This window comes from Dietzia sp. (assembly GCF_036741115.1).
Lineage (GTDB): Bacteria > Actinomycetota > Actinomycetes > Mycobacteriales > Mycobacteriaceae > Dietzia.
Genome location: NZ_DAINST010000033.1, coordinates 1 through 24,675, shown reverse-complemented (window position 1 = coordinate 24,675; position 24,675 = coordinate 1). Strand labels below are relative to the sequence as shown.

At 69.4% G+C, this 24,675-nt stretch carries 20 protein-coding genes and 1 pseudogene; 14 read left to right on the top strand and 7 right to left on the bottom strand.

The window, feature by feature from the left end; translation table 11 throughout:
* The 3 genes from V7E05_RS07000 to V7E05_RS06990 all read left to right on the top strand — a co-directional run.
* Nucleotides 1–1,712: ATP-dependent Clp protease ATP-binding subunit (locus tag V7E05_RS07000; protein WP_333618954.1), on the top strand; the 1,712-nt coding region annotated here is incomplete at its 5' end.
* Between the two features lie 259 nt (nucleotides 1,713–1,971).
* The gene (locus V7E05_RS06995; protein ID WP_333618953.1) at nucleotides 1,972–3,156 is read left to right on the top strand and encodes a hypothetical protein; all 1,185 of its coding nucleotides are present in this window, start codon (nucleotides 1,972–1,974) and stop codon (nucleotides 3,154–3,156) included.
* Nucleotides 3,153–3,947: a TSUP family transporter gene (locus V7E05_RS06990; RefSeq protein WP_333618952.1), complete on the top strand. Its 795-nt coding sequence runs from the start codon at nucleotides 3,153–3,155 to the stop codon at nucleotides 3,945–3,947. Before V7E05_RS06995 ends, V7E05_RS06990 begins: the two co-directional genes overlap by 4 nt.
* Before the next feature lie 123 nt (nucleotides 3,948–4,070).
* Here the strand turns inward: V7E05_RS06990 and V7E05_RS06985 are convergent, their stop codons facing one another.
* Entirely contained in the window at nucleotides 4,071–5,003 is a 933-nt protein-coding gene (locus V7E05_RS06985) for an A/G-specific adenine glycosylase (RefSeq protein WP_333618951.1), read from the bottom strand.
* A gap of 189 nt (nucleotides 5,004–5,192) precedes the next feature.
* On the opposite strand from V7E05_RS06985, the gene V7E05_RS06980 reads away from it, so the two are divergent.
* The 3 genes from V7E05_RS06980 to V7E05_RS06970 all read left to right on the top strand — a co-directional run bounded on the left by V7E05_RS06980 (nucleotide 5,193) and on the right by V7E05_RS06970 (nucleotide 8,791).
* Nucleotides 5,193–7,310 (top strand): DUF2252 family protein, encoded by a 2,118-nt coding sequence (locus V7E05_RS06980; protein ID WP_333618950.1) that lies wholly within the window; start codon nucleotides 5,193–5,195, stop codon nucleotides 7,308–7,310.
* 81 nt (nucleotides 7,311–7,391) lie between these two features.
* On the top strand, nucleotides 7,392–8,045 hold the full coding sequence (locus V7E05_RS06975) for a carbonic anhydrase (protein WP_333618949.1): 654 nt from the start codon (nucleotides 7,392–7,394) through the stop codon (nucleotides 8,043–8,045).
* Between the two features lie 86 nt (nucleotides 8,046–8,131).
* Nucleotides 8,132–8,791, top strand: coding sequence for a hypothetical protein (locus tag V7E05_RS06970; RefSeq protein WP_333618948.1), 660 nt, complete (start codon nucleotides 8,132–8,134; stop codon nucleotides 8,789–8,791).
* 396 nt (nucleotides 8,792–9,187) lie between these two features.
* On the opposite strand, the gene V7E05_RS06965 is transcribed toward V7E05_RS06970, so the two are convergent.
* A complete protein-coding gene (locus V7E05_RS06965) occupies nucleotides 9,188–9,817 on the bottom strand; it encodes a hypothetical protein (protein WP_333618947.1) in 630 nt (209 codons plus the stop codon).
* Nucleotides 9,818–10,236: 419 nt separating this feature from the next.
* On the opposite strand from V7E05_RS06965, the gene V7E05_RS06960 reads away from it, so the two are divergent.
* The 5 genes from V7E05_RS06960 to V7E05_RS06940 all read left to right on the top strand — a co-directional run bounded on the left by V7E05_RS06960 (nucleotide 10,237) and on the right by V7E05_RS06940 (nucleotide 15,768).
* Nucleotides 10,237–10,740: a CarD family transcriptional regulator gene (locus V7E05_RS06960; RefSeq protein ID WP_333618946.1), complete on the top strand. Its 504-nt coding sequence runs from the start codon at nucleotides 10,237–10,239 to the stop codon at nucleotides 10,738–10,740.
* A gap of 109 nt (nucleotides 10,741–10,849) precedes the next feature.
* Nucleotides 10,850–12,310, top strand: a complete 1,461-nt coding sequence (cysS, locus tag V7E05_RS06955; protein ID WP_333618945.1) for a cysteine--tRNA ligase — start codon at nucleotides 10,850–10,852, stop codon at nucleotides 12,308–12,310.
* A 56-nt stretch (nucleotides 12,311–12,366) separates the two neighbouring features.
* The gene (gene rlmB, locus V7E05_RS06950) at nucleotides 12,367–13,335 is read left to right on the top strand and encodes a 23S rRNA (guanosine(2251)-2'-O)-methyltransferase RlmB (RefSeq protein ID WP_333618944.1); all 969 of its coding nucleotides are present in this window, start codon (nucleotides 12,367–12,369) and stop codon (nucleotides 13,333–13,335) included.
* 267 nt (nucleotides 13,336–13,602) lie between these two features.
* A complete protein-coding gene (locus tag V7E05_RS06945; protein ID WP_333618943.1) occupies nucleotides 13,603–15,105 on the top strand; it encodes an AMP nucleosidase in 1,503 nt (500 codons plus the stop codon).
* A 99-nt stretch (nucleotides 15,106–15,204) separates the two neighbouring features.
* Nucleotides 15,205–15,768 carry a hypothetical protein gene (locus V7E05_RS06940; protein ID WP_333618942.1) on the top strand — a complete coding sequence of 188 codons (564 nt, stop codon included), beginning with the start codon at nucleotides 15,205–15,207 and terminating at the stop codon, nucleotides 15,766–15,768.
* Nucleotides 15,769–15,771: 3 nt separating this feature from the next.
* Here the strand turns inward: V7E05_RS06940 and V7E05_RS06935 are convergent, their stop codons facing one another.
* On the bottom strand, nucleotides 15,772–16,626 hold the full coding sequence (locus V7E05_RS06935; RefSeq protein WP_333618941.1) for a metal ABC transporter permease: 855 nt from the start codon (nucleotides 16,624–16,626) through the stop codon (nucleotides 15,772–15,774).
* Nucleotides 16,626–17,609 (bottom strand): metal ABC transporter ATP-binding protein, encoded by a 984-nt coding sequence (locus V7E05_RS06930; RefSeq protein ID WP_333618940.1) that lies wholly within the window; start codon nucleotides 17,607–17,609, stop codon nucleotides 16,626–16,628. The genes V7E05_RS06935 and V7E05_RS06930 overlap by 1 nt, the downstream gene beginning before the upstream one ends.
* Before the next feature lie 199 nt (nucleotides 17,610–17,808).
* On the opposite strand from V7E05_RS06930, the gene V7E05_RS06925 reads away from it, so the two are divergent.
* Together V7E05_RS06925 and V7E05_RS06920 are read left to right on the top strand one after the other, a co-directional pair.
* Complete coding sequence (locus V7E05_RS06925; protein WP_333618939.1) at nucleotides 17,809–19,464, top strand: helix-turn-helix domain-containing protein; 1,656 nt, start codon at nucleotides 17,809–17,811, stop codon at nucleotides 19,462–19,464.
* 126 nt (nucleotides 19,465–19,590) lie between these two features.
* Nucleotides 19,591–20,703 carry an NDMA-dependent alcohol dehydrogenase gene (locus tag V7E05_RS06920; RefSeq protein WP_333618938.1) on the top strand — a complete coding sequence of 371 codons (1,113 nt, stop codon included), beginning with the start codon at nucleotides 19,591–19,593 and terminating at the stop codon, nucleotides 20,701–20,703.
* On the opposite strand, the gene V7E05_RS06915 is transcribed toward V7E05_RS06920, so the two are convergent.
* On the bottom strand, nucleotides 20,687–21,871 hold the full coding sequence (locus tag V7E05_RS06915; RefSeq protein ID WP_333618937.1) for a metal ABC transporter solute-binding protein, Zn/Mn family: 1,185 nt from the start codon (nucleotides 21,869–21,871) through the stop codon (nucleotides 20,687–20,689). The two genes, V7E05_RS06920 and V7E05_RS06915, sit on opposite strands and share 17 nt — an antisense overlap.
* 177 nt (nucleotides 21,872–22,048) lie before the next feature.
* Here V7E05_RS06915 and thrC point away from each other — a divergent pair, with 177 nt between their 5' ends.
* Nucleotides 22,049–23,476, top strand: coding sequence for a threonine synthase (thrC, locus tag V7E05_RS06910; RefSeq protein ID WP_333618936.1), 1,428 nt, complete (start codon nucleotides 22,049–22,051; stop codon nucleotides 23,474–23,476).
* Here the strand turns inward: thrC and otsB are convergent.
* Both otsB and V7E05_RS06900 read right to left on the bottom strand, forming a co-directional pair.
* On the bottom strand, nucleotides 23,473–24,270 hold the full coding sequence (otsB, locus tag V7E05_RS06905; protein WP_333618935.1) for a trehalose-phosphatase: 798 nt from the start codon (nucleotides 24,268–24,270) through the stop codon (nucleotides 23,473–23,475). The two genes, thrC and otsB, sit on opposite strands and share 4 nt — an antisense overlap.
* A 35-nt stretch (nucleotides 24,271–24,305) precedes the next feature.
* A pseudogene (locus tag V7E05_RS06900) lies at nucleotides 24,306–24,675 on the bottom strand (TetR family transcriptional regulator); the annotation flags it as partial.

Here is a 24,675-nt window from a genome sequence, read left to right as displayed (position 1 = left end):
AGCTGGCCCGCGGCGAGCTCCAGACCATCGGTGCGACCACGCTCGACGAGTACCGCAAGCACATCGAGAAGGACGCCGCGCTCGAGCGTCGCTTCCAGCCGGTGCAGGTTCCCGAGCCGAGCGTCGAGCTGTCCGTCGAGATCCTCAAGGGCCTCCGCGACCGCTACGAGGCGCACCACCGAGTCACCATCACCGATGGCGCCATCGCCGCTGCCGCGCAGCTCGCGGACCGCTACATCAACGACCGCTTCCTGCCGGACAAGGCGATCGACCTCATCGACGAGGCGGGCGCCCGCATGCGCATCAAGCGGATGACAGCCCCGCCGGACCTCCGCGAGATCGACGAGAAGATCGCGGACGCGCGCCGCGAGAAGGAATCGGCGATCGACGCGCAGGACTTCGAGAAGGCCGCCGGCCTCCGCGACACCGAGCGCAAGCTCATCGCGGAGCGCAGCGACAAGGAGAAGCAGTGGCGTGCCGGCGACATGGACGTCGCCGCCGTCGTCGACGAGGAGCAGATCGCCGAGGTCCTCGGGAACTGGACCGGGATCCCCGTGTTCAAGCTCACCGAGGAGGAGTCGAGCAGGCTCCTGCGCATGGAGGACGAGCTGCACAAGCGGATCATCGGACAGGACGACGCCATCAAGGCCGTCTCCCGTGCCATCCGCCGCACGCGCGCGGGCCTCAAGGATCCGAAGCGCCCCTCGGGCTCGTTCATCTTCGCCGGCCCGTCCGGCGTCGGTAAGACCGAGCTGTCGAAGGCGCTGGCGAACTTCCTCTTCGGCGAGGACGATGCGCTGATCCAGATCGACATGGGCGAGTTCCACGACCGGTTCACCGCCTCGCGTCTCTTCGGTGCGCCCCCCGGCTACGTCGGCTACGAGGAGGGCGGCCAGCTCACCGAGAAGGTGCGCCGCAAGCCGTTCTCCGTGGTCCTGTTCGACGAGATCGAGAAGGCACACTCGGAGATCTACAACACGCTGCTGCAGGTGCTCGAGGACGGCCGTCTCACCGACGGCCAGGGCAGGCTCGTGGACTTCAAGAACACGGTGCTGATCTTCACCTCGAACCTCGGCACGGCGGACATCTCGAAGGCCGTCGGTCTGGGCTTCCAGACGTCGAACAACAACGACGACGCCTACGAGCGGATGAAGCAGAAGGTCAACGACGAGCTCAAGAAGCACTTCCGGCCGGAGTTCCTCAACCGCATCGACGACATCGTCGTGTTCCACCAGCTCACGCAGGACGAGATCGTCCAGATGGTCGACCTGATGATTGGCCGCGTCCAGAAGGCGCTCTACGCCAAGGACATGGACATCAGGGTCTCGGAGAAGGCGAAGCGGCTCCTCGCCCGCCGCGGCTTCGATCCCGTGCTCGGTGCGCGCCCGCTGCGCCGCACCATCCAGCGCGAGATCGAGGACCAGCTCTCCGAGAAGCTCCTCTTCGGTGAGGTCGGCGCCGGCGAGCTCGTCGAGGTCGACGTCGAGGGCTGGGACGAGGACACCGAGGGCGCGAAGACCGAGGACGCGAAGTTCACGTTCCACGGGATCCCGCGTCCGCAGTCCTCGATCGAGAAGCAGCACGAGTCGGAGGCGAAGAAGGCCGATTCCGCCAAGGACAGCCCCGCGGGCCCCGGCGACTCGCGCCTGCCCGCCGCCCCGGCCGGCGGCGCACCGGACGGCCCGAGCGCCGGCGGAGCGCAGCTCGCATAAGTAGAGACAGAGCCCCTCGCGAGGGGCCTGCCAGTGGGGACGCCCGCCGTCATGGATCCATGACGGCGGGCGTCCGGCATTTCGGTGCCGCTGCCGGAGCCCGACGGGTCTGGCACCTTGCGCGCCCCGCCGGACGTTAAGGTGGAGACCTGCCCGAACTGCACCCTGTTCGGCGCGCGCCCAGAGCACACGACGTGAGCGGTGGAAGAGAATGTCCTTGATTGCCGATGTAGTCCGGGGTTACCTGACCATGCGATGCGTGGACGATCTCGGGTTCCAGGAGCCAATGCCGGGGGTGTTCACGGTCAAGGTCCACGCCGGCGAGGGGGCGGTGGGGCGTAGGACCGTGACGACGACGGTGATGGAACTGCCGCAGCGGCTCTGGCTCGACTGCTTCTACGTCTCGGAAGTCGACGTCTCCGATATCGACTCATCGATCCCTGACGAGTTCCGCACCGATCTGTGGCTGCCGCAGGACGAGGATGCGGAGGGCCGTCGGTGGGCTGAGCTCTTCCGGACCAGGCCGTTCGACGTCACCGAGACGGAGGTGACCACCGCGGGGATCACCGGGCCGGTCCAGGCGGAGACCATTGCCGAGGCCTTCGTCGTCGCTCCGATCGCCGAGGCCTTCGACGGCGAGATCGCGCCGCGCTGGTCGACCTCCGGGCTCGCGACCGTGGCCGTCACGCCCTCGGATGGGTACACGCTGTCGCCGCGGACGTGGCGCACGGCGACTGTGGTCCTCGCGGCCTCGGGCTACCTCGATCTCGCGCTCGAGACCATCGACCGCGTAGCCGAGTCGCCGCGCAGGCCCGAGGACGATGCGGCCTCGGTTCGCCGCTTCCGCGAATGGATCGAGGGCGCCGACCTCGCCGCGATCGCCGGGTGGGACCTGCCCTCCGACGGCGAAGGGGAGGCGCCACGTCTGCCCGTGCCCGGCGAGGTCCGGCCGGCCCGCGCGCTGTGGCGCTTCCTCGGCGATGGCTCGGTGGCGCCTACCCTCACCTCGGGGCCGGTGCTGCCGCTCACCGAATCGTTCCTCGGCCGCGACAGGCTCGAGGAATGGCTCAAGGGCATGGGCGCGCTCGAGGCCGAGTTCTCGGTGTACGACATCCGCGGCGCAGTCGGGGACGTCGCCGACCCGCGCAACGCGCGCCTCGTCGAGCGGCACCTCGTGGACACCTTCGGTTCCTGGGCGCGCGCGACGCGACCGGAGCATCGCGATCTCCTCGACCGGTATCAGCGCCACCTCGGCGAAATGGTTCTGCGGATCGCGGAGGGCGAGTGGATCGAGCGCAAGACCGTCGAGGGCGTCCTCGATCCGGTGGTCAAGCTCGCCGACGGCACGATCGTCGACCCCACCGCGGTGGCGACGCAGGCGCTCACCACGAAGTCCGGGGGTACCTACGAGCAGCTTCTCGGGTCGCTCGGGTACGCGGTGTGACCGATTTCCTCATCCTCCTTTCTGACCGTCCGGTCCTTGCGGGCGTGCTGCTCGTGGTCGCGGCCTTCGCCGGGTGGATCGACGCCGTGGTCGGCGGTGGCGGCCTCGTCCTGATCCCGGTGCTCCTCGTCGCGTTCCCCGCCGCCGCGCCGGCGACCGCGCTCGGCACCAACAAGGCCGTCGCCGTCTGGGGGACGCTCAGCGCCTCCGTCTCCTACCTGCGCAGGACCCGCGGAATCCCGGTGCGCTTCCTCGCGATGGCGGTGCCCATCGCGGCGGTGTGCGCGGGGCTCGGAGCGCTGGCCGCCTCTGCGGTGTCGAAGGACTGGATGCGGCCGATGGTGCTGGTCCTGCTGCTCGCAGTGGGGATCTGGGTGGCGCTGCGCCCCGGCTTCGGCTCGGGGCACGCGAGCACGCTTCGCCGATCTGGGGTCATCGCGGGACTTGTCGCCGCCGCGGCGATCGCCTTCTACGACGGCATTTTCGGACCGGGCACCGGCACGTTTCTCATCATGGCGTTCACGGCACTGGTCACCGGGGACTTCCTCCGCTCGGCGGCAATGGCGAAGGTGGTCAACCTCGCGACGAACATCGGCTCCATCGCGGTGTTCGCCGCCGGCGGGCACGTCGTGTGGCTGCTCGCTATCGCCCTCGCCGTGGCCAACGTGATCGGCGCGCAGATTGGCGCCCGCATGGCCATCTCGCGCGGCAGCGGCTTCGTGCGGATCGTGCTCCTCGTGGCGGTCGTCGCGATGGTCGGGAAGCTCGGCTACGACATGGTGGCGGGCTGAGCCGGGCGGGTTGGCGTCGTTTTCACGTCCGGCCGCGCTCGGTCCCACTCGGCTCGCCGGTCCCGTCAGACCCGGCTCGCCGGCGCGGCGTGCGCGAAGTGTCCTCCGGGGCCACGCCGCGGATCAGTGCGGCAGCGCGAAGCTCCCCTCGGACTCGACGAGCAGACCCTCGGCGAGCAGCGAGCGCAGCGCCCGATAGCGCTGCTCCGCGTCCGGCCACACCGCGTCGAGCCGGGCGCGGGGGACCCAGAGCTGCTCGTCCTCGGCGAGCCCGGAATCAGCGTGACCGTCGCGGAGCACGTCGAGCAGTAGCCCGCGGACCTGCCGGTCGGTGCCGGCGAACTTCTGCGGCGCGCGGCGTTTGCCCTCGAAGGCCGGGTAGCCCTGCGCCCGCCAGGCGCAGCGACCGGCGATCGGGCACTCGTCGCAGCGTGGCCCACGCGCCCGGCACACGAGCGCGCCGAGCTCCATTACCGCCGCGCAGAAGCGCACGGCTCGCCGCGCCTCTCCCGGCAGCAACTCCTCCATCTCCCGAAGCTCTCTCTTTGACGCCGGAGGTGCCTCGGCAACCCCGTGGTCCGCGCGCGCGATGACCCGGCGGATATTCGTGTCGACCACGGGTACGGGAGACCCGTAGTGGAATGCCGCGACGGCGCGGGCCGTGTAGTCCCCGACGCCGGGAAGCGCGAGGAGCTCGTCCACCTCGCCGGGCACGACCCCGCCGTGGCGCTCGGTGATCACCCGCGCGCAGTCGAGCAGACGAAGCGCGCGCCTCGGATAGCCGAGCTTCCCCCACGCGCGGAGCACCTCGGCGGGCGAGGCCTCGGCGAGCTCGGCTGGCCCTGGCCACCTGGCGATCCAGTCGTGCCACGCCGGGATCACGCGGTCGACCGGGGTCTGCTGGCTCATCACCTCGCAGAGCAGGATCGACCAGGCCGACGAACCCTCGGCGCGCCACGGGAGCGTGCGGCCGTGCTCGTCGAACCAGTCGATGACGGCTTCGGCGTCGATGGCCGTATCCGCGCGGGCGTGGGTGATGGTGGCCTCCGTTGTCATTCGAGCGGTTTCTGATCGTGCGGGGGACGTCTCTGCTCTGGTCGTCCGCCGGGTCATTCGTGGGGCGCCACCGGAGCGATTCCGAGGCGGTTCCAAGCCGGTCGCCGGAACGATCCCAGTATGGCGCGTGCCCGGATGGGGCGGAAACGATCGTGGCCGGATCGAGCGTCCGGGTGCGAGACTGACGGCATGAGCGAATCGCGACAGGGCACAGCGGCAGCGAAGGAAGCACAGAAGAATCGCGAGGCGAAGAAGCCCGCGAAGTCGGCGAAGGACACGTCCACGTCGAAGAGCGCCGGAACGACGAAGGCCGCGAAGTACGCGAAGGCGGAGACCAAGGGCGGGGCGACGCAGAAGAAGACGTCGGCGAAGAAGTCCGGAGCAAACAAGTCCTCGACGAGGAAGTCGTCGGCGAACACGGCCTCGGCGAGTAAGTCCTCGGCGAAGACGACTGCGGCGAAGAGCGAGAGCGCGGCGAAGTCGTCGCCGAAGAACAGCACTGCCTCGAAGACGAGCGCCGCAAAGAAGAGCGCCGCGAAAAAGGGCTCGGTCTCGAAGGCGAAGGCGGGTTCTGCGCAGAAGGGCTCCGCCTCGAAGGCGATGCAGAGCGCGGCGGCGAAGAACTCCGCCCCGGAGGCCGCCCCGGAGGCCGCGGCGAAGGCAAAAAAGAGCGCGGCGGCGAAGGAGAGCTCGCCCGAGAAGAAGTCGACGACCGCCGTCACTCCCCGGGCGGAGGAGAAGGCATTCGCGCCCGCGGCGCCGGTTCGCGAGGCGGGCGCGGTCGAGATCGTCGACGCGGCCTCGGAAGAAGGCGGCATCGCGATCGACAGGGCCGCGTTGATGAAATCGGTGGCCGCTCTCGGCCTGCCCGCGCCCGGCTCCGTAAAGCTCCCGGCCCACCGGCGGCGCTCCAAGGGCTTCGCCGAATACGCCGCCGCGGTGGCCAGGGGCGCGGTCGACTGCCCTCCGGAGCTGCTGAGCGGCCGGCAGCGGCGACTCCACGTCCGCGACACGGTGATCGAGGACCACGTGGTCCGCATGCACCTCGTGCCCGCGGCCGTCGAGTCCAAGTTCGCCGACCTCGCACGCGATCCCTTCAGCTTCTTCCGCGGGACCGCCCTGCTGTACTACCGGGACATCGCCGGTACCGATGCGTTCCTGCCCTTCGTTCCGACAGTCGGCGACATCCATCCGGAGAACTTCGGCGTGCTCCCGGGCGCGGACGGGCGCCCGCTGTTCGCCGTCAACGACATGGACGAGGCCTGGATCGCGCCGTTCACCTGGGATCTCGAGCGCGGGGCGGTGGGCTTCGCGCTCGCGGCCGTCGCGCAGGGGCTGTCGGAAAAGAAGGCCCTCAAGGGCGCGGAGAAGTTCGTCGATTCCTACTTCCGCGGGATTCGCGCGTGCATCGAGGATCCGGGGGAGAAGCAGCGGCGGATCAGTGGGCACGGGCCGGCCGTGATCGAGCCGTACATGAAAAAGGCGCACCGCACGCGCGCATCGTTCCTCCGCAAGCGCATCGACACCGAGACGCTCACGTTCCTCGAGACCGAGCGCGTGCACCGCGTGCCGCGCATGGCCGCGGTCGTCGAGGAGCCGCTGCGCGAGTACGCTTCCCGGGTCGCGAACCCGGCGATCGGCGGGCTGCCGGAGAACTTCTTCGACATCCTCGACGTGGCGATTCGTACGGGCTCGGGTACGGCGAGCCGCGGGCTCACGCGGTTCTGGGTGCTTGTCGCCGGCTGGGGCGACAGCCCGGAGGAGAAGGTGATCATCGAGCTCAAGCTGTCGCGGCACTCCGTGCTCGACGGTCTCGCGCCCGCGCGGGAGGACGATCCCGGCCGGGAGGCGGGCCGAAAGAAGGAAGGGAATTCGGGCGAGAACGCCGAGCCCACAGACCACCTCGACCCCGCCGAGCGCGTCTCGCGGGCCTTCCACGCCTTCATCATCGACGGCGACCCGTTCTACGGGCACACCTCGATCGAGGGGATGAGCTTCCTCGTGAGGGAACGCTCGCCGCAGAAGGTCAACGTCGACGTCGAGGACTTCGACTACTCCGGGCTCAAGAAGTACGCGAAGCTGTGTGGCCGGGTGCTCGCGCGGCAGCACGTCCGCGCGGACGCCGAGCTCAACGGTTCGACCTCGGATGTCGCCGAGCGGATCGACTCCGCGGGCTCGGCGCGAGTGTTCAAGCACGACGCCATGGAGTTCGTCGAGGAGAAGTTGCAGCAGGTCCTCTACGATTTCGATCTCTTCGCCTCGGACTACGCCAACGGCGCGTTCGACGTGAGAACGGTCCGGTCCTGACGGCGGACCGCGCATTCTTTTCATCGCCGGATCCGCCTATCCGCGCCAAGCGGTCGGAGGGCGAGGAGCATACTGGGGCACATGGCTAATCTGACCCCGAGTGAGGCGTGGCGCGAGCTGCGCGAAGGCAATAGACGATTCGTCTCGTCCGAGATGCACAACCCGCAGCAGAACGTGCAGCGGCGCGAGGAGACGGTGCAGGGGCAGAACCCCAAGGCGATCCTCTTCGGTTGCTCCGATTCCCGGGTCGCTGCGGAGATCATCTTCGACCAGGGCATCGGCGATCTCTTCGTGGTTCGCACGGCGGGGGAGATCATCGACTCCACCGTCCTCGGATCCATCGAGTTCGCCGTGAGCGTCCTCGGTACCCCGCTGATCGTCGTGCTCGGCCACGATTCGTGCGGCGCCGTCGGCGCGGCGCTCAACGCCCTCGACACCGGCGAGATCCCCGCGGGGTTCCTCCGCGACGTCGTGGAGAAGATCGCGCCGTCGATCCTCAACGGCCGTCGCGCCGGGATCACCGAACGCGACGAGCTCGGCGCCGAGCACGCCGTCGAGGTTGGTGAGCTCCTCCGCGAGCGAAGCGTCGTGATCAACGAGGCCCTCGAAGCCGGGAAACTGGCGATCGCGTCCGTGACCTACAAGCTCGTCGACGGCAAGGCGTACCTCCGCAGCGTCATCGGCGATGTCGAAGAGACCCCGTTCCCGCCCGGCGAGAGCGCCGTCGTCTCCTAGGGAATTCGACGCGCCGGGAGCCGAAATCGGCTCTCGCGCGGTGTGCCTCGGCCGTCAAGCGCGCAGGTCCGGCTACCGTCGAGGCCGTGTTCGAACCTCAAGGCCCACTTCCGCGCGAAATCTACATGCGCCGTCGTATGGCGGCGCTCGTCGCCGTGGCCGTGATCGTCGTGGTCGTCGTCGCCGTGGTGGTCGCGCTGGTCGCCGTCAGCCGCGACGGGGGAGACCCGCAGAACGCCGCAGCGGCAGAGGAGACGACCTCGTCCGGTGAGTCGACGGTGGAGAGCTCGACGACGGCCACTTCGACGAGCGCATCGGCCGGCGCCGACTCGTCGAGCGGACGCTGTGCCGACGACGAGCTCCGCGTCGCGGTCAAGCCCGCGGAGCCGAACGTCCAGGTGGGCAAGGACGTGGTCTTCTACGCCGAGATCACGAACACCTCGAAGAAGACGTGCGATCGCGACCTCTCCGGCGCCCCGCTCGCCTTCGAGGTCTACAACCTCGAGGACAACTCGCGCGTCTGGTCCTCTGTCGACTGCACCCAGTCGGACAAGGAGGACGTGATGACTCTCAAGCCGAACGCCACCGATCGCCGCCAGATCGCGTGGACCGGGCGCGCCTCCGCCCCCGGCGCGTGTGGCGAGAAGGACCGCGCCCCGGCCCCCGAGGGCGCGTACCAGGTGTATGCGCTGGTGGGGAACGCGTTCAGCCCTGCCGCGACTTTCAATCTGACGCCTGCTTCGTAACCCGGTGGCCCGCGCGTGTGGCGGCCCTCTGCACGGGGAAACGGTCCTTTGCGCACCCTCCCAACGGCGTGCAAAGCCACGTTTTCCTGTGCAGGAGCGGTGGGGGCGGGGTTTCCGGCGCGGTGGGCGAGTACCCACGAAGTTCCGCACGTACCCACGAAATTGTCTCGAGTACCCACGAGCTTGTGCATGTACCCACGAAGTTTGGAGTTCGTGGGTACGTGCATACCTTCGTGGGAACTTCTCGGGCAACGCAGGCCGGGTCTCGCGGGCCGCGGAGTCTGGGACGCGCCGCGGCCGGCGGGCGCCGGGGCGCGCACGAGAAAGCCCCGCCCCGCGAGCAATCGTCGTGGGCGGGGCTTTCCGGAATGGAATCGCGCCTGACGGCGGAGGTGCCTAGTGCTCCTCGGACGGGGCGTTGGTCTCGACGGAGCGGGTGTATTCGCCGGAGGCCTCGCGGGGGCCGTTCACGGAAACGCGGGTCGAGATCGGGTTCTCGCCGGAGAACTTGATCTCGCCCTCGACGGACTGGCCCACGTTGAGCTCGGCGGCATCGGGGAGTACGACCTTCGCGTATGTGATGCACGCGGTCTTGTCGTCGGCCTTGCCGGGGCTGAGGCTACCGTTGTTGAGATCCGGGTTGTCGGCCTGCTCGGTGTTGACCACGAGCGAGCAGTCGCGCGGGATGCGCGGATCCTGGCCCTCGATGGTCGCCTGCTTTCCGTCGATGGTGACGGACTCGAGCGCGGCACCCTCGGGCGCGCCGATGCCGGTGCCGCTGAACGAGGCGATGAAGTTCACCTGGCCCGGACCCTCCTGGCGCTGACCCTGCTCGTCCACGGGAACCGTGATGTAGAAGTCGTTGACCACGACGTTCTGCGACTTCCCGCTGCCGCCGTCGACGGCGGCCACCTTGGAGGCGGTCTGCGAGTGCTGGCCGGCGCCGCAAGCGGTGAGGGCGACGGCCGCCACGGCGATGCCGGCGACGGAAAGGGACCGACGGAAACCGGAGGTCGGTGAGGTCACGGAAAGCTCCTCGTATAGCGGCGGACGAACCATGGTGCCCGCGTCAGGCGGAAGGCAAAAGAATGAAAGCGGCATTCAGGCCTTTCTCATGGTAGATCACCGGCGCCGAGCTTTCCTCACGTGGTGGCCGAAAACCTCGCGGGCACCCGCCGGAATCACCCCCTCCGCCGTCATACATTGAGCCTTTTCCCCACGCTGGGAGGGTCCGGCATGCTCTCGGGCAATGCCCAGAAGCGCCCAAGTACCGACCCCGCACCGACCCCACATCGCCCACACGGCAACGCCTCGCCGACCCACCCCGGGGAGCCCCCTTTGGTCGGTGCGCCGCAGGTCCCGCGCGTACGGGCCTGACCTGCGTAGACGCGATTTTAGAAAATCGGGGCTGTGGTAGTATGGGTTGGTCGAAAGGGGAGTCATCAATGGAATTCAAGGTCGGCGACACCGTTGTTTACCCGCACCACGGCGCGGCCGTGATCCAGGCGATCGAGACCCGCACTGTCAAGGGAAACCCCAGGGAGTACCTGGTCCTCAAGGTCTCGCAGGGCGATCTCACGGTCAAGGTCCCGGCCGAGAATGCCGAGTACGTGGGCGTGCGCGATGTGGTCGATGAGGCCGGCCTCGACAAAGTCTTCGATGTACTCCGCGAGGAAGACGTCGAGGAGCCCACAAACTGGTCTCGCCGCTACAAAGCGAACGGTGAGAAGCTGGCCTCCGGCGATGTCAACAAGGTGGCCGAGGTCGTGCGCGATCTCTGGCGCCGCGACCTCGACCGCGGCCTCTCCGCCGGCGAGAAGCGGATGCTCTCCAAGGCGCGCCAGGTCCTGGTCGGCGAGCTCGCGCTCGCGGAGGGCGCGGATGAGGACGCCGCGCAGAAGCTCCTCGATGAGGTCATGGAAGCGGCCAACGCGGCGGCGAGCGCGTAGGCACCTCCCCGCACTCCAGATCCTCACCCCGCAGCCGGGCACGATTCGATTCGTGCCCGGCTGCGGTCGTATCGGTGGTGCGCCTGGGCAGGTCGGTAGGATCGGCGGCGTGACGCTACACCTCTACGACGCCGCCAGCCGCTCGCTCCGCGAGTTCGTCCCTATCCGCGAGGGCGAGGCCTCGGTGTACCTGTGTGGCGCGACCCCGCAGACCACCCCGCACATCGGGCACGTCCGCTCGGGCGTCGCGTTCGACATCCTCCGCCGCTGGCTGCTCGCCAAGGGGCTCGACGTCGCGTTCGTCCGCAACATCACCGACATCGACGACAAGATCCTCGCCAAGGCCGCCGAGAACGGTCGCCCCTGGTGGGAGTGGGTCGCGACGCACGAGCGCGAGTTCGACCGCGCCTACGAGGCCCTCGGTGTCCTCCCGCCGAGCGTCGAGCCGCGGGCCACCGGGCACATCACGCAGATGGTCGACTACATGCAGCGGCTCATCGACGCGGGCTTCGCCTACGCCGCCGAGGGCTCGGTCTACTTCGATATGGCGGCGTGGGCCGCCGCCCCGCAGGGGGATTATGGCGCGATCTCCGGGAACCGGCCGGAGGAGCTCCGCGACGCCGCCGATCCGCAGGGCGAGGGCGCGGTCCGCGGCAAGCGCGGGCAGGCGGATTTCGCTCTGTGGAAGGCCGCCAAACCCGGCGAGCCGAGCTGGCCCACCCCGTGGGGTCCCGGCCGCCCCGGCTGGCATCTCGAGTGCTCGGCGATGGCCACGTGGTACCTCGGCGCCGAATTCGACATCCACGGCGGCGGGCTCGACCTGCGCTTCCCGCATCACGAGAACGAGAACGCGCAGTCGCACGCGGCGGGCGACGCCTTCGCGCGCTACTGGCTACACAACGGCTGGGTCACCATGAGCGGCGAGAAGATGTCGAAATCGCTCGGCAACGTGCTCTCGGTCCCCGCGATCCTCGAGGCGGTACGGCCCGTCGAGCTGCGCTACTACCTCGGCAGCGCGCACTACCGCTCGATGCTCGAGTACTCCCCGGAGGCCCTGCAGGAGGCCGCGGCCGGGTACCGCCGCATCGAGTCGTTCGTGCAGCGGGTCCTCGATTCCATTTATGACGGCGTACCGCGCGATTTCCCCGTCGGCACCCCTACCACTTCCTTTGTAGAGGCGCTCGACGACGACCTCGGTGTCCCCGCGGCTCTCGCCGAGCTCCATACGGCGGTCCGCGCGGGGAACGCGGCCCTCGCCGCCGGAGACACTGCCGCGGCCGCAGAGTCCGGCGCGTCCGTTCGGGCGATGGCCGGTGTACTCGGCATCGATCCGCTCGATCCGCACTGGCTCCAGGACTCCGCCGGCGGCGCCGATGCCGCGATGTCGGCGCTGGGTTCGCTCGTGGGAAGCGAGTTGGAGCGGCGCCGGGAGGCAAGGAAGAATAAGGACTTCGCGACGGCCGACGCCATTCGCGATCGGCTCTCCGAGGCGGGCATCGAGGTCGAGGACACCGCGGACGGTCAGCGTTGGTCGCTCGCCGATCCGGCGCGGGACGGCGAGCGGGAGTAGCACGACCTCCCGAAACACACGATTTGCGGATACGAGCCGACAAAGGGGCGATCAACGTGGCAGGTAATTCGAGGCGCCGCGGCGCCGTGCGCAAGACGGGCACGAAGAAGGGGCAGGTCGTCGGTTCGGGCGGCCAGCGGCGCCGCGGGCTCGAGGGCCGCAAGGCGACGCCGAAGGCCACGGACCGCGAGTACCATCCCGCGCACCGTCGGGCGAAAGCCGCCGAGAAGCGCGCCGAGGGCGCACGCAACCGCCGGGCGCACGCGACGAAGGCCGCCGAGGGCCCGGAGCTCGTCGTCGGCCGTAACCCGGTCGTCGAATGCCTGCGTGCCGGCGTCCCGGCGACCGCGCTGTACGTTGCGGTCGGTGCCGAGAACGACGAGCGGCTCAGCGAGGCCGTGCAGATCGCTGCAGACAAGGGGATCTCGATCCTCGAGGTGCCGAGGCCCGACCTCGATCGGATGACCACCAACGGCATGCACCAGGGGATCGGCCTGCAGATCCCCCCGTTCAAGTACGCAGATCCTAGCGATCTCATCGAGCGGTCCCTGGCCTCCGGCGAGCCGACTCTCCTCGTCGCGCTCGACAACATCACCGATCCGCGCAACCTCGGCGCCGTGATTCGCTCGGTCGGCGCGTTCGGCGGCCACGGTGTGGTCATCCCCGAGCGTCGCTCGGCGTCCGTCACCGCGGTGGCGTGGCGCACCTCGGCCGGCGCCGCCGCCCGCGTCCCGGTCGCCAAGGCCACGAACCTCATCCGCACCCTCCTCGACTGGGCGAAGCGCGGCGTGCAGCTCGTCGGCCTGGACGGCGACGGCGACACCTCCCTCGACGACTACGACGGCACGGGACCGACCGTGATCGTCGTCGGCTCCGAGGGCAAGGGCCTGTCGCGCCTCGTCTCCGAGTCGGTGGACACGGTCCTGTCCATCCCGATCGCTCGCGAGGTCGAGAGCCTCAACGCCTCGGTCGCCGCGGGCGTGGTTCTCGCGGAGTTCGCGCGCCAGCGCCGCGTCGGGCTGTAAGGGGAACCAGAAGACGCCAGGAGGCACAACGGGGAACCAGGGGGGGCGCCGGAGAGCGCCACCGAGACGGTTTCGCGCCCGTCCCGCTTGCGCGGTCGAGGCTCGTAATCGGGCCGCTGCTCGGATTCGTATCCGGGCCCCGGTATCGGAGTTCCGGCACACTCGGGGGCGGGCCACCACAGACGGTGGCCCGCCCCCGATTCCTTTTCTGCGCCGTGCTGCTCCGTTCCATCTCGTGCCCGGTGCCCGAACACGAGGAGGACGACCGTGCCGCTTTCCCCGGGCTCGCTCACCCCGATTGCCGCAGTCGAGGAGCTCATCGCGCTCTCGGACCAGGCCGTGATCACCTCGAAGGCGAGCATCGACGCTCTCATCGCCGGCTCGGACGCGACGCCGCGCTGGGGTCGCTATCCCGAGCTCGTCGTCCACGTCGAGGGGACGCCCGAGCGCTTCCCGCGCGCGAGCTTCGGCGTGGTCCAGGGCCCGGGGGAGTACTCCTCGGAGATCGCCCAGCCCGCGCTCTACCGCCGTTATCTCGTCGAACAGCTCCAGCTCCTCGCCGACCGCTACCCGGTGCGCATCGAGGCGCGCGAGGGGATGACCGTGATCCCCCTGCAGTACATGTCCGTCATGGATGACGACGTACTCCGCACCCTCCCGGCCGGCGCCGTCGACACGCTCGGGCACGAATCGCCGATGGTCGATATCCTCCGGGTCACCGACGCCATCGCGGACGGCGACCTCGATGCGCCCGACCGGCCGCAGAACCCGCTGTTCCTGTTCTCGCCCCTGCGCACGGACCTCGCGCTGCAGCGGCTGCGGCACTACACGGCCACGGACCCGGCGGATTTCCAGGACTACGTTCTGTTCACGAACTACGCCCTTCACGTCGATTCGTTCGTCGAGTACGCGTGCGAGCTCGCGCGCGCCGGCGGCGTCGATATCACCACGGGCGCGGCGTACACGTGGATCATCGGGCCGGAGGGCGTGTCCTACCCGCTGTCCGAGCTCGACGACGAGAAGGCCGAGCGCCTCCGCACGGCGGGGGAGGGTGCGCAGATGCCGGCGTGGCACCTCGTCGCCGCGGACAGCGACACCCCGGGCGGGGCAATGGTCTCGGGCCACGGGATCTCGCTGGTCAACATCGGCGTGGGCCCTTCCAACGCGAAGACGATCACGGACGGCGTCGCGGTGCTGCGACCGCACTGCTGGATGATGGTGGGCCACTGCGCGGGGCTCGACGCCCGCATGGACGTCGGGGACCTCATCCTCCCGAATTCGTACCTCCGCAAGGACGGAGTCCTCGACCGCTACGTCTCGCTCGACACCCCGGTTCCGGCGCTCGCCGAGGTACAACAGGCGCTCGAGGTGGGCATCAATTCCTCGTACGTCGAGCTCATGGGGGTCACCCCGCAGATGCGCACGGGCACGGTGATGACCACACACGATCGCAACTGGGAGTACTGGCCCGCGGCCGAGATCCAGGGGCTCCTCGCGCGCACGGCGGTGATGAGCGTCGAGATGGAGTCGGGGACCATCGCGGCGAACGGCTACCGCTACCGCGTCCCCTACGGCGCCCTTCTCGCGGTCTCCGATAAGCCCTTGCACAACCAGCCCAAGCTGCCGACGATGGCGCGGCAGTTCTATCAGGCCTCGAAGTACCACCACTTCCTCGCGGCGGTGCACGCCTGCCAGCACCTGGCGTCCTCGCCACGCGCGGCGCACTCGCGGAAGCTCCGCCGCGTGATCGGCGAAGTGCCCTTCCGCTAGACGCCGGTCCAGCAATAAGTAGTGATTGATTTCGCCCGCATCGACGGCTCAGACGGGGCTGATGTCCGACCCCGATCCACGCGGGAGAAAAGGTGAACGGTGCTCAGGACCACCCGCTCCACCACCTTTGGCGCATTCGCAGCCGTATCCCTCATGGCGATCGGTGCCACCGTGGGCGCCGGCGCCGCACAGGCGGATCCCGAGGTCACGGCACCCGCGGACTCCACCGTCGACCAATACGCGGCGCCGATTGTGAACATCGGCAACCCATGGGGGATAGGTGAGATCCCGATGTACTACGGAAATGGCCCCGTGTGTGCCGGTGCCTACGACGGCAATCCTCCGGGCGAGGAGATCCACATCACCTTCAGGGATGCGCGCCAGAAGACCTTCGTGACCAGCCTCGACCTCGGCGAGTGGATCCCGCAGAGATTCACCACCCACGTGGACTGGCACAACGAGGACACCGGCGAGTCCGGTTCGGATACCTTCACCGGAAACAAGCTCGACGGCTTCGCCCGTCTCCGGCCGGGCGTCGGCAATGTCACCGGCACGATCACCGCGACCGCATCGCTCCTGCCCGGTGGCGGCTCGGTCGATGGCATCGGCAGCCACACCATCGAGATCCCCTTTGAGACCTACGTGCCCTCGTGCGAGCGCTAGGAACTACCCCTTGTTCTTTACGGCGGACGCCGTCCTACAAATGACGTAGATGGCAAACGAGATCGTCGTGACGAAGACGGAGATGGGCACCCCCGGCGCGAGCGAGAGCAACAGGCCGCCGACGGCGGCGATCTCCGCGAACACCACGGAGAGCGCGATCGCGGCGCCGGGGGAGCGCACCACCGCCGCGGCAGCGGCGGCCGGCGTGATGAGCAACGAGAGTACGAGCAGCGCGCCGACGATCTGCACGGCCTGAGCCGCAACGAGGCCGAGGAGCACGGCGAAGACCATGTTGAGTACGCGCACGTGGATGCCGCGGGTCGCGGCGACCTCGGCGTCCGCGGACGCGAAGACGAGCGGCCGGTAGATGAAGCCGAGGACCGCGACGACTATCACGGCGACGATCGCGAGCTGCGCGATCCCGGCGCCGGAGACGCCGACGATCTGCCCGGTGAGCAGGGAGAAGCTCGATCCGGCTCTACCTGGGTAGAGGTGGATGAACAGCACGGAGAGCCCGAGTCCGAAGGCCATGACCACGCCGATCGAGGAATCGCGGTCCGAGGCCCTCGCCCCGAACAGCGCGAACAACACCGCGGCGACCACGGAGCCGAGTAGCGCGCCGGCGCCGACATTGAGCCCGAAGAGGAGTGCCGCGGACGCCCCGGTGAGCGAGAGCTCCGAGGTCCCGTGCACGGAGAAGCCCATCGAGCGCATCACCACGAAGGGGCCGACGAGCCCGGCGACGAGACCGAGCAGGGCGACGGCGATGAGCGCGTTCTGCACGAAACCGAGCTGCAGGAGCTCGGTGGTGGTCCCGATGTCCGCGATCGAGGACGCGATTTTTCCCAGCTGTTCCATTAGTCCTCGCCTCCGGCGTCATCCGGGGTGGCGATCGATGCGCCGAGCCGGCCCGAATCGCCGACCACGACCACCTGCCCGCGTACGCGCAACACCTCGACGCGGGTGTTGAAGAGCTCCGAGAGGGTCTCGGAGGTGAAGATCTCGTCGGGGGTGCCGATGCGGTGGCGGCCGTCGACGAGGTAGATGACGCGGTCGACGAGCGGGAGCACCGGATTGATCTCGTGGGTGACGAAGACGACGCCCGTGCCGTGCTCGGTGCGCATGTGCTCGAGCACCTCGGCGACGGTGCGCTGTCCGTGCAGGTCGAGGCTGAGGAGAGGCTCGTCGCAGAGGAGCACGTGGGGATCGGTGGCGAGGGCCTGGGCGATGCGCATGCGTTGCTGCTCGCCGCCGGACATCTTGCCGATCTGCTTGTCCGCGAGATGCTCGACGCGCATGAGCGCGATGGAGTCGGCGACAATCGAATCGGTGATCGCTCGGGTCTTCGAGGGCAGCCAGCGCGGCATCCCGGGGCCGAAGCGGTGGCCGTCGGCGCCGAGGCGAACGAGATCGCGGCCGCGCAGGGTGAGCCCTGGGTCGAAGGCGCGCTGCTGCGGCACGAAGCCCACGTGCCCGCCGCGCCCGCTGAGCCGGCCGGGCGAGGCGCCGTCGACCGTGATGCTGCCTTCTTCGGGGTGGAGCTGGCCGAGGAGGAGGTTGAGGAAGGTCGACTTCCCCGCGCCGTTGGGACCGAGCACCGCCACGAACTCGCCGGGGTGCAGATCGAAATCGACGTTCTCGAAGAGCGTCCGCTCGCCCCGGCGGAACGTGACCCCGCGCATGGAGACCAGCGGATCGGCGTGCTGGGCGCTCGAGCGTCCGAAGTGGCTCGGTGCCTCGGCGCACGCCTGCGAAGCGGGGGAGTCGGGAGACGCGGACGCGGGCGAAGCCTGCAACTCGGCCGACCTACCGTGCTCCGAGGGGGATGCGGGGGAATTCACGTAGCTACTGTGCACAATTGCGCTCCTGTTCTGCCACATGGGGGTTCGATCTGCGGCGGGCCGCGAGCGGCAGACGGCCGTCGGCCCAATCGGCGGGTTGCCGCGAAATAGTGGCGGAGCCGCGAAACTCTGGCGGAGTCGCCGAAAAGTAGTGAGGTATGCTCTGGATCACATTTTCTCGCAAGGAGGGCGGTGGCAGATGTCCGTGCCCACGACGTCCGTGTCCAGAGCGGGCGCAGGCGACGCAGGTAGCGAAGGCGGCCTCGGCGGCGAGCGTGCCGCGGACGAGCTCGGCGGCGCGAACACTCTCCATCCCTCCTGGCGGCGATCCGCCGCGCTCGGCCTGCGCCCGGACACTGCGGGCCCCGACTCCGAGGACCTCGAGCTCTCCCGCGCCCGTCGGCTCCGGGCCGCCGCGGAGCCCGTGATGTCCGTGGCCCGCGATTCGCTTCGCGACTCCCCGGTGGCCGTCGTGCTGGCGGACCAGCGCGCGCGGCTCGTCGACTCGGCCGCCGAGGGCTCCCGTGTGTGGCGGCTGCTGCGCCGCCGCGGGGTCGAGGAGGGGATTAATCTCAGCGAGGAGAAATGCGGGAACAACGGCATCGGGACCGTGCTCGAGACCCGCCGTGACGTGTTCCTCGATGGGGAGCAGCACTTCGCCGAGGTGTTCCACGATTTCTCCTGCTACGGCCTCCCGGTCGTCAACCCGCTCACGAACCGGGTGGTCGGCGCGCTCGACCTCTCGTTCCTGCGCGGCAGCGAGGAGCACTCGTTCGCGCTGCCCTTCCTCCGCCAGCTCGCGCTGTCGATCGGTGCGCGCTACGTGGAGACGGCGCCCAGCGCCGACCGGGATCTCTACCACGGCTTCCTCGAGGCCAAGCGCAACTCCTCGTCGATGACCTGCGCGTTCGGAGAGGAGACGGTGCTCGTCTCGCGTCGCGGCCTCGACCTGCTCTCCTCCGCCGATCTCGGCGCGCTCCGCGAGGCCGCGGAATCCGGATCCTGCCCCGAGCGGATGAGCCTCTCGATCGGTGAGGTCGACGTCCGCTCGAGCACGTACGGCCGCACGGGTCGGCTGCTGCAGCTCGACATCGCGGGAGCCCGCCGAGAGCGTCGCCCGCGCGAGGCGCCGGCGGCCCGCGGCACGACCCTCGCGGTCGTGGGTCCTGCGGGATCGGGCCGCACGAGCAAGGCGCTGGCCTGCGCGGGCCCAGGCGCGCAGCACGTGCGCATCGCCGAGGCCGACGACGCCGCGACCGCATGGTCCGAGCTTGTCGTCCCCGCTCTGCGCGGGCCGGGACCCGTGGTCCTCGACGACATCGACCTCCTCGCCGACACCGACCTGCGCCGCCTGCGCGCGCGTGTGGGGTCCGCCGCCGTGCGAGTGGTGTGCACCTCGTATGACGACGCGCGTCCCGCGGTCCACGCCGTCCTCGATTCCTGCGACCGGAGGGCGCGGATCCCGGCGCTGTCCACTCGCGGGGAGGAGGCGCCCGCCATCGTCCGGTCGTTGGTCTCGGAAATCTGCGCCGACCGGGGTGTTCCGGCGCCCGTCGTCACCGAGCAATTCGCGCGGGAGGCCTGCGCGCTCGAGCTGCCCAACAACCTCACCTCGCTCCGCGCCGTCCTCGCTACGTGCCTCGAGGGCGCGCCGCGCCTCCTCGAGCCAGGCTGCCTGCCCGCGGGCAGCCGAAACCCGCGCGTGCCTCGGCAGGGCGAGCTCGCGCGCGGCGAGTTCGACGCGATCGTCCGCGCCCTCGAGGACTGCGGGGGAGTGCGCAGCCGCGCGGCGAAGCGGCTGGGGATCAGCAGGACCACGCTGTACGCGCGGATCCGCGAGTTCGGCCTCGACTGAGCCGGCGCTCGGTCTGCCGCCGGGGCTGTACAGAATTCGAACACCTGGATTTCGGTTCCAGCGCCTACTCTCGGTTGTGATGCGCCTCACGGCGAGGCGACGATGCTCCACGGAAAGGATTCGGATATGAAGACCAAGGCGGCAGTGCTGTTCGACACGGGGCAGCCCTTCGAGGTGCTCGAGCTCGACCTCGACGGCCCCGGCCCCGGCGAGGTGCTCATCAAATACACGGCCGCGGGTCTGTGCCATTCCGACCTGCACCTCACCGACGGCGACTTCATCCCGCGCTTCCCGATGGTCGGCGGACACGAGGGCAGCGGGATCATCGAGGAGGTCGGCCCGGGAGTTACGAAGGTCAAGCCCGGGGATCACGTCGTCTGCTCCTTCATCCCGAGCTGCGGGCACTGCCGCTACTGCTCGACGGGCCGGCAGAGCCTGTGCGACCTCGGCGCCAACATCCTCGACGGCTCGTTGCCCGCCGGCGGCTACCGCTTCCACGCCGACGGCAAGGACTTTGGCGCGTTCTGCATGCTCGGCACGTTTTCCGAGCGCGCGACGATCTCCGAGCACTCCGTGGTCAAGGTCGACGACTGGCTTCCGCTCGACAAGGCCGTGCTCGTCGGCTGCGGCGTCCCCTCCGGCTGGGGCACCGCGACGAAGGCCGGGGACCTGCGTCCCGGCGATTCGACGATCATCTTCGGCATCGGCGGGCTCGGCATCAACGCCGTGCAGGGCGCGAAGGCCGCGGGAGCACGGCACATCGTGGTCGTCGACCCGGTGGAGATGAAGCGCGAGCAGGCGCTTCGATTCGGTGCGACCCACGCGTTCGCCGACGCCGCCGAGGCTCGGGAAAAGCTCGCCGAGCTCACGTGGGGCCAGATGGCCGATGCCGCGCTCATCCTCGTCGGCACGGTCGACGAGCAGGTCGTCCAGGATGCGTTCGCCTCGATCGGCAAGGGCGGTCGCGTCGTGGTCACCGGCCTCGCGAACCCGGAGAAGCTCACCGTCCACGTCTCGGGCTTCGAGCTCACCCTGTTCGAGAAGACCATCAAGGGCTCGCTCTTCGGCTCCTCGAACCCGCAGTACGACATCGTCCGCCTGCTGCGGATGTACAACGACGGGGACCTCGAGCTCGACGAGCTGGTGACCAACACGTACACGATCGAGACGGTCAACCAGGGCTACGAGGACCTCAAGGCGGGGAAGAACATCCGCGGCGTCCTCATCCACGACCAGTAGTGCCGGCGGCGGGGGCGCCGGCGGCCGAAGGCTCGACCTTCCCGCCGAGCGCCTTCGCGATCGCGACGGTGTTGTCGTCCATCCACGAGACGTAGTCCTTCCCCTCGGGTAGCGTCTCGGTGAGCTCGACCAGCGGCGTCCCCGCGGACCTGGCGGCGTCGGCGATCTGCTCGATCGCTGGCGTCTCCGTCTGCGGGTTGAGGATGAGGAACGCGATCTCGTCCTTCTTCCCCGCGACGTCCTGCATCGCCGCGAAGTCGGCGGCCGAGGGATCCGAGCCCTCCTCGATGGAAGACGTAAAGCCCGAGGGAGTGACGTCGTGGGCATCCACGTCGTCGAAGAGATGCCCACCGATGGGCTCGGTCTGGGCGAAGTGGACGTGGTCCGAGGATGCAGCATCGGTGATCCGCGCGGAGAGCGTGTCGACGCGGGCGCCGAAGTCCTCGGCGTTCTTCTCGTAGTACGCGGCATCGTTCGGCCGCATCTCGCCGAGCTGCGCCGCGATGTCGAGCGCCAGCCGCTTCACGCCCGGGTACGAGTACCAGACGTGCTCGTTGTCGGTGGTGCCCGCGGAGGCGTCGCTCCCGGAGTGGTCGTGGCCTTCGCCGTCATGCGCATCGGCATCCCCGCCGGGGGAATCGGCGGCATGGGGGTCTTCGGCATGAGAGTCGGCGCCGTGGTCGTGACCGTCGTGTTCGTCGCCGCCGTGGTCGTGGTTGTGCGCCTCGACCTTCGTGCCCGTGGCCTCGGTGTAGGCGTCGACGCCCTCGACCGCCGGGACCTCGGAGGCGTTCTCCCTGGCCTGGTCGACGAACGCGTCGTAGCCTGCGCCGTTGTAGACGATGAGGTCCGCGCCGACGATCTTCGCCGCATCGGCGGGGCTCGCCTCGTAGGAGTGCGGGTCGGCGGAAGAGTCGTCGATGACCGATTCGACGGTGCCCTTGTCTTCGGCGACGGCCTCGGCGATCGATCCGTAGACGCTCGTCGAGGCGACGATCTTCGGCCCTCCGTTGTTGCTGCCGCCGGCGTCGTCCGACGAGCATCCTGCGAGCGTCGCTGCCGCGATGATCCCCACCGCGCCCGCGGCCACCCAGCGTGGTTTCGTGGCCCTCGTCCTCGCGATCGTCGTGGTCTTAGCCGTCTTCGCAGTCTTCGCCGTTCCCGCCATCTCCGCACCGCCTCCTCGGGGCGCCCGCCCCGCTCGTCGCACACGACTCTCCGCCCGGTTCCCGGGCGACACACGAACACTTTAATGGAAACGATTCTCATTTACGCGATCGGGGTCGACTCTCGGCCCTAGGAGTCGACGGCGCGATGCGGGGGAGGTGCTGGCACACTGATAGGCATGGATTTCGTCTCGACCCGCGGCGGTATGGAGCCGGCACCTTTCAGCGACATTCTCCTCGAGGGTCTCGCGCCCGATGGCGGCCTCGTCGTCCCGGCCGAGGTGCCTTCGGTCTCGCGCGAGCAGATCGAGGGCTGGCGCGGGCTGGAGTACCCGGAGCTCGCCGCGAAGGTCATCGGCCTGCTGTGGACGGACATCGAGCAGTCCGAGCTCGAGGCGCTGTGCGAGCGCGCATACGGCCCTCAGTTCGCCGATAGAACGGTCGTCCCGCTGCGAGAGATCGACGAGCAGGTCACTCTCGTCGGGCTCTCCGAGGGGCCGACCCTCGCCTTCAAGGACATGGCGATGCAGTTCCTCGGCGAGGCCATCCCCTTCGTCCTCCAGAAGCGCGGGCAGACCCTCAACATCCTCGGCGCCACCTCCGGAGATACGGGCTCGGCCGCCGAGTACGCGTTCCGCTCGCAGCCCAATGTCGCGGTGTTCATGCTCTCCCCGCAGGGGCGGATGAGCGCCTTCCAGCGCGCGCAGATGTACTCGCTCGAGGACGCGAATATCCACAACCTCGCCGTCGAGGGCGTCTTCGACGACTGCCAGAACCTCGTCAAGGAGCTCAACGGGGACCTCGCCTTCAAGGCGGCGAACACCCTGGGCACGGTCAACTCGATCAACCTCGGCCGCGTCGCCGCGCAGGTGGCGTACTACTTCTGGGCGTGGCTGCGGGCGAGCGACGACCTCGATGCCGCGGGCCGCGCGTCCTTCGAGGCTACGTTCTCGGTGCCCTCGGGCAATTTCGGCAACATCTTCTCCGGCCACCTCGCCCGCGAGATGGGCCTGCCGATCCGCCGCCTGCTCCTCGCGACCAACGAGAACAACGTCCTCGAGGAGTTCTTCTCCACCGGCGTCTACCGTCCCCGGAACCGCGAGAACACGCTCGCCACCTCGAGCCCCTCGATGGACATCTCCAAGGCCTCGAATCTCGAGCGCTTCGTCCACCGTGTCCTCGGCTCGGACGGCGCGAAGCTGCGCGCTGCGTGGGAGAAGCTCGACGCGACGGGCTCGCTCGACCTCTCGGCGGAGGCGCCCCGCTTTGCCTCCGAGTTCGGCATCGTCGCGGGCAAGTCGACCCACGCCGATCGCCTCGAGGCGATCCGAAAGGTCCACGAGATCGCTTCCGGAGAGATCATCGACCCGCACACCGCCGACGGCGTCCACGTCGCGCGCGCCCTCGCCGAGCCGGGGGAGAAGGTGCTCGTCCTCGAGACCGCCAAGCCGCAGAAGTTCGCCGACACGGTGGTCGAGGCGCTGGGCTTCGAGGCGCCCATCGGCGAAGAACTCGCCGATCTCCTCTCTCGCCCGCAGCGCACCGTGGACATGCCCGACGACGGCGCCAAGCTCCGCGAGTACATCGAGGAGCACGCAGTCCGCTAGCGGCGGCGCGCGGCGATCCGCGACAGCGCCGCGACCACCTCGTCGATACCGTCGAGCCGGTAGTCGGCGGCGGTCTCGCCCTCGCCGACCTTGACGGAGACGTCGAGGTCGGCGCCGCCGGCGCCCGCGCCGAGTACGGCGAAGCCCTTCTCATCGGTCACGTCGTCGCCGAAGAACACCACGGCGTCGGCGCCGACGCGCTCACGCAACGCCGAGAGCGCGGCGCCCTTCGAGGCGTCGCGCACGGCGATTTCGAGGACCGCCTTTCCCGAGGTGACGTGCGCGCCGGGCAGGGAGCCCGGCCCGCGGAGCGCCGCGTCCAGCAGTGCTTCCCCGGTCGCCGCATCGGGAATGCGGCGCACGTGGAGAGCCGAGGACGTGGGCTTGCGTTCGACGAACGCGCCGTCGTGCGGCGCGGCGATCTCCTCGAGCGCCGCCGTCACCTCGGCGAGGAGAGCGGACTCTGCTTCGTCGGGGCCGGCCGGGGAGTCCTCCCACTCCGCCCCGTGCGCCCCCACGAGTTCGATGCCGGATTCGCTAGCCGCGAGCGGGATCCCCGAGCACTCCGAGAGCGTCGCGCGATCGCGGCCGGAGAGGAGCGCGACCGTCGTGCGCGGGAGCGAGGCCAGAGCCCGGAGGGCGTCGAGGGCGCCGGGGGCGAGCCTCGAGGAGGACGGATCGTCGACGAAGGGCGAGAGCGTGCCGTCGAAATCGGACGCCACGACGAGGCGATCGACCCGTGTCGCTTCGTCGAGTGCGTGGATGGTCCGAGAGGAAGTGCTGTCCGTCGTCATGCCACCCAAGGTACGGGCAGCGGGCGGGGGATTCGCTAGGAGATGGCCTCGCGGAGCTGGGCGCGGCTCGGATCGGAATCCGCGCCGAGGAGCAGCTCGATGGTGAGCTTGAGGCGGTCCTGAACGTCCGCCGCGGAGGCGCGGCGCGTGAGCCACGCGACGAGGTTCGACATCCACACGTCCGAGACCACGCGGGCGATGGACAGCTGTACATCGGTGGGCTCGCCCGAGGCCATCGCGCGGGCGATGATCCTGTCGATGTGCGTGCCCACGAGCGCGACCTCGGCCGACACCGAGGCGTCGGCGAACATGAACGCGCGGGTCATGGCCTCGGTGAGGTTGGGATCGCGCTGCATCGCCGTGGTGATCATCGAGACCACGACGATCATCCGCTCCTTCGGGGAT

Bases quoted from the DNA above. Each gene is read 5' to 3' on its own strand.
- thrC (WP_333618936.1), top strand. From the start codon at position 22,049: ATGGATTTCGTCTCGACCCGCGGCGGTATGGAGCCGGCACCTTTCAGC.
- V7E05_RS06915 (WP_333618937.1), bottom strand. From the start codon at position 21,871: ATGGCGGGAACGGCGAAGACTGCGAAGACGGCTAAGACCACGACGATC.
- V7E05_RS06920 (WP_333618938.1), top strand. From the start codon at position 19,591: ATGAAGACCAAGGCGGCAGTGCTGTTCGACACGGGGCAGCCCTTCGAG.
- V7E05_RS06960 (WP_333618946.1), top strand. From the start codon at position 10,237: ATGGAATTCAAGGTCGGCGACACCGTTGTTTACCCGCACCACGGCGCG.
- V7E05_RS06975 (WP_333618949.1), top strand. From the start codon at position 7,392: ATGGCTAATCTGACCCCGAGTGAGGCGTGGCGCGAGCTGCGCGAAGGC.
- V7E05_RS06925 (WP_333618939.1), top strand. From the start codon at position 17,809: ATGTCCGTGCCCACGACGTCCGTGTCCAGAGCGGGCGCAGGCGACGCA.
- otsB (WP_333618935.1), bottom strand. From the start codon at position 24,270: ATGACGACGGACAGCACTTCCTCTCGGACCATCCACGCACTCGACGAA.
- V7E05_RS06980 (WP_333618950.1), top strand. From the start codon at position 5,193: ATGAGCGAATCGCGACAGGGCACAGCGGCAGCGAAGGAAGCACAGAAG.
- V7E05_RS06985 (WP_333618951.1), bottom strand. From the start codon at position 5,003: ATGACAACGGAGGCCACCATCACCCACGCCCGCGCGGATACGGCCATC.
- V7E05_RS06935 (WP_333618941.1), bottom strand. From the start codon at position 16,626: ATGGAACAGCTGGGAAAAATCGCGTCCTCGATCGCGGACATCGGGACC.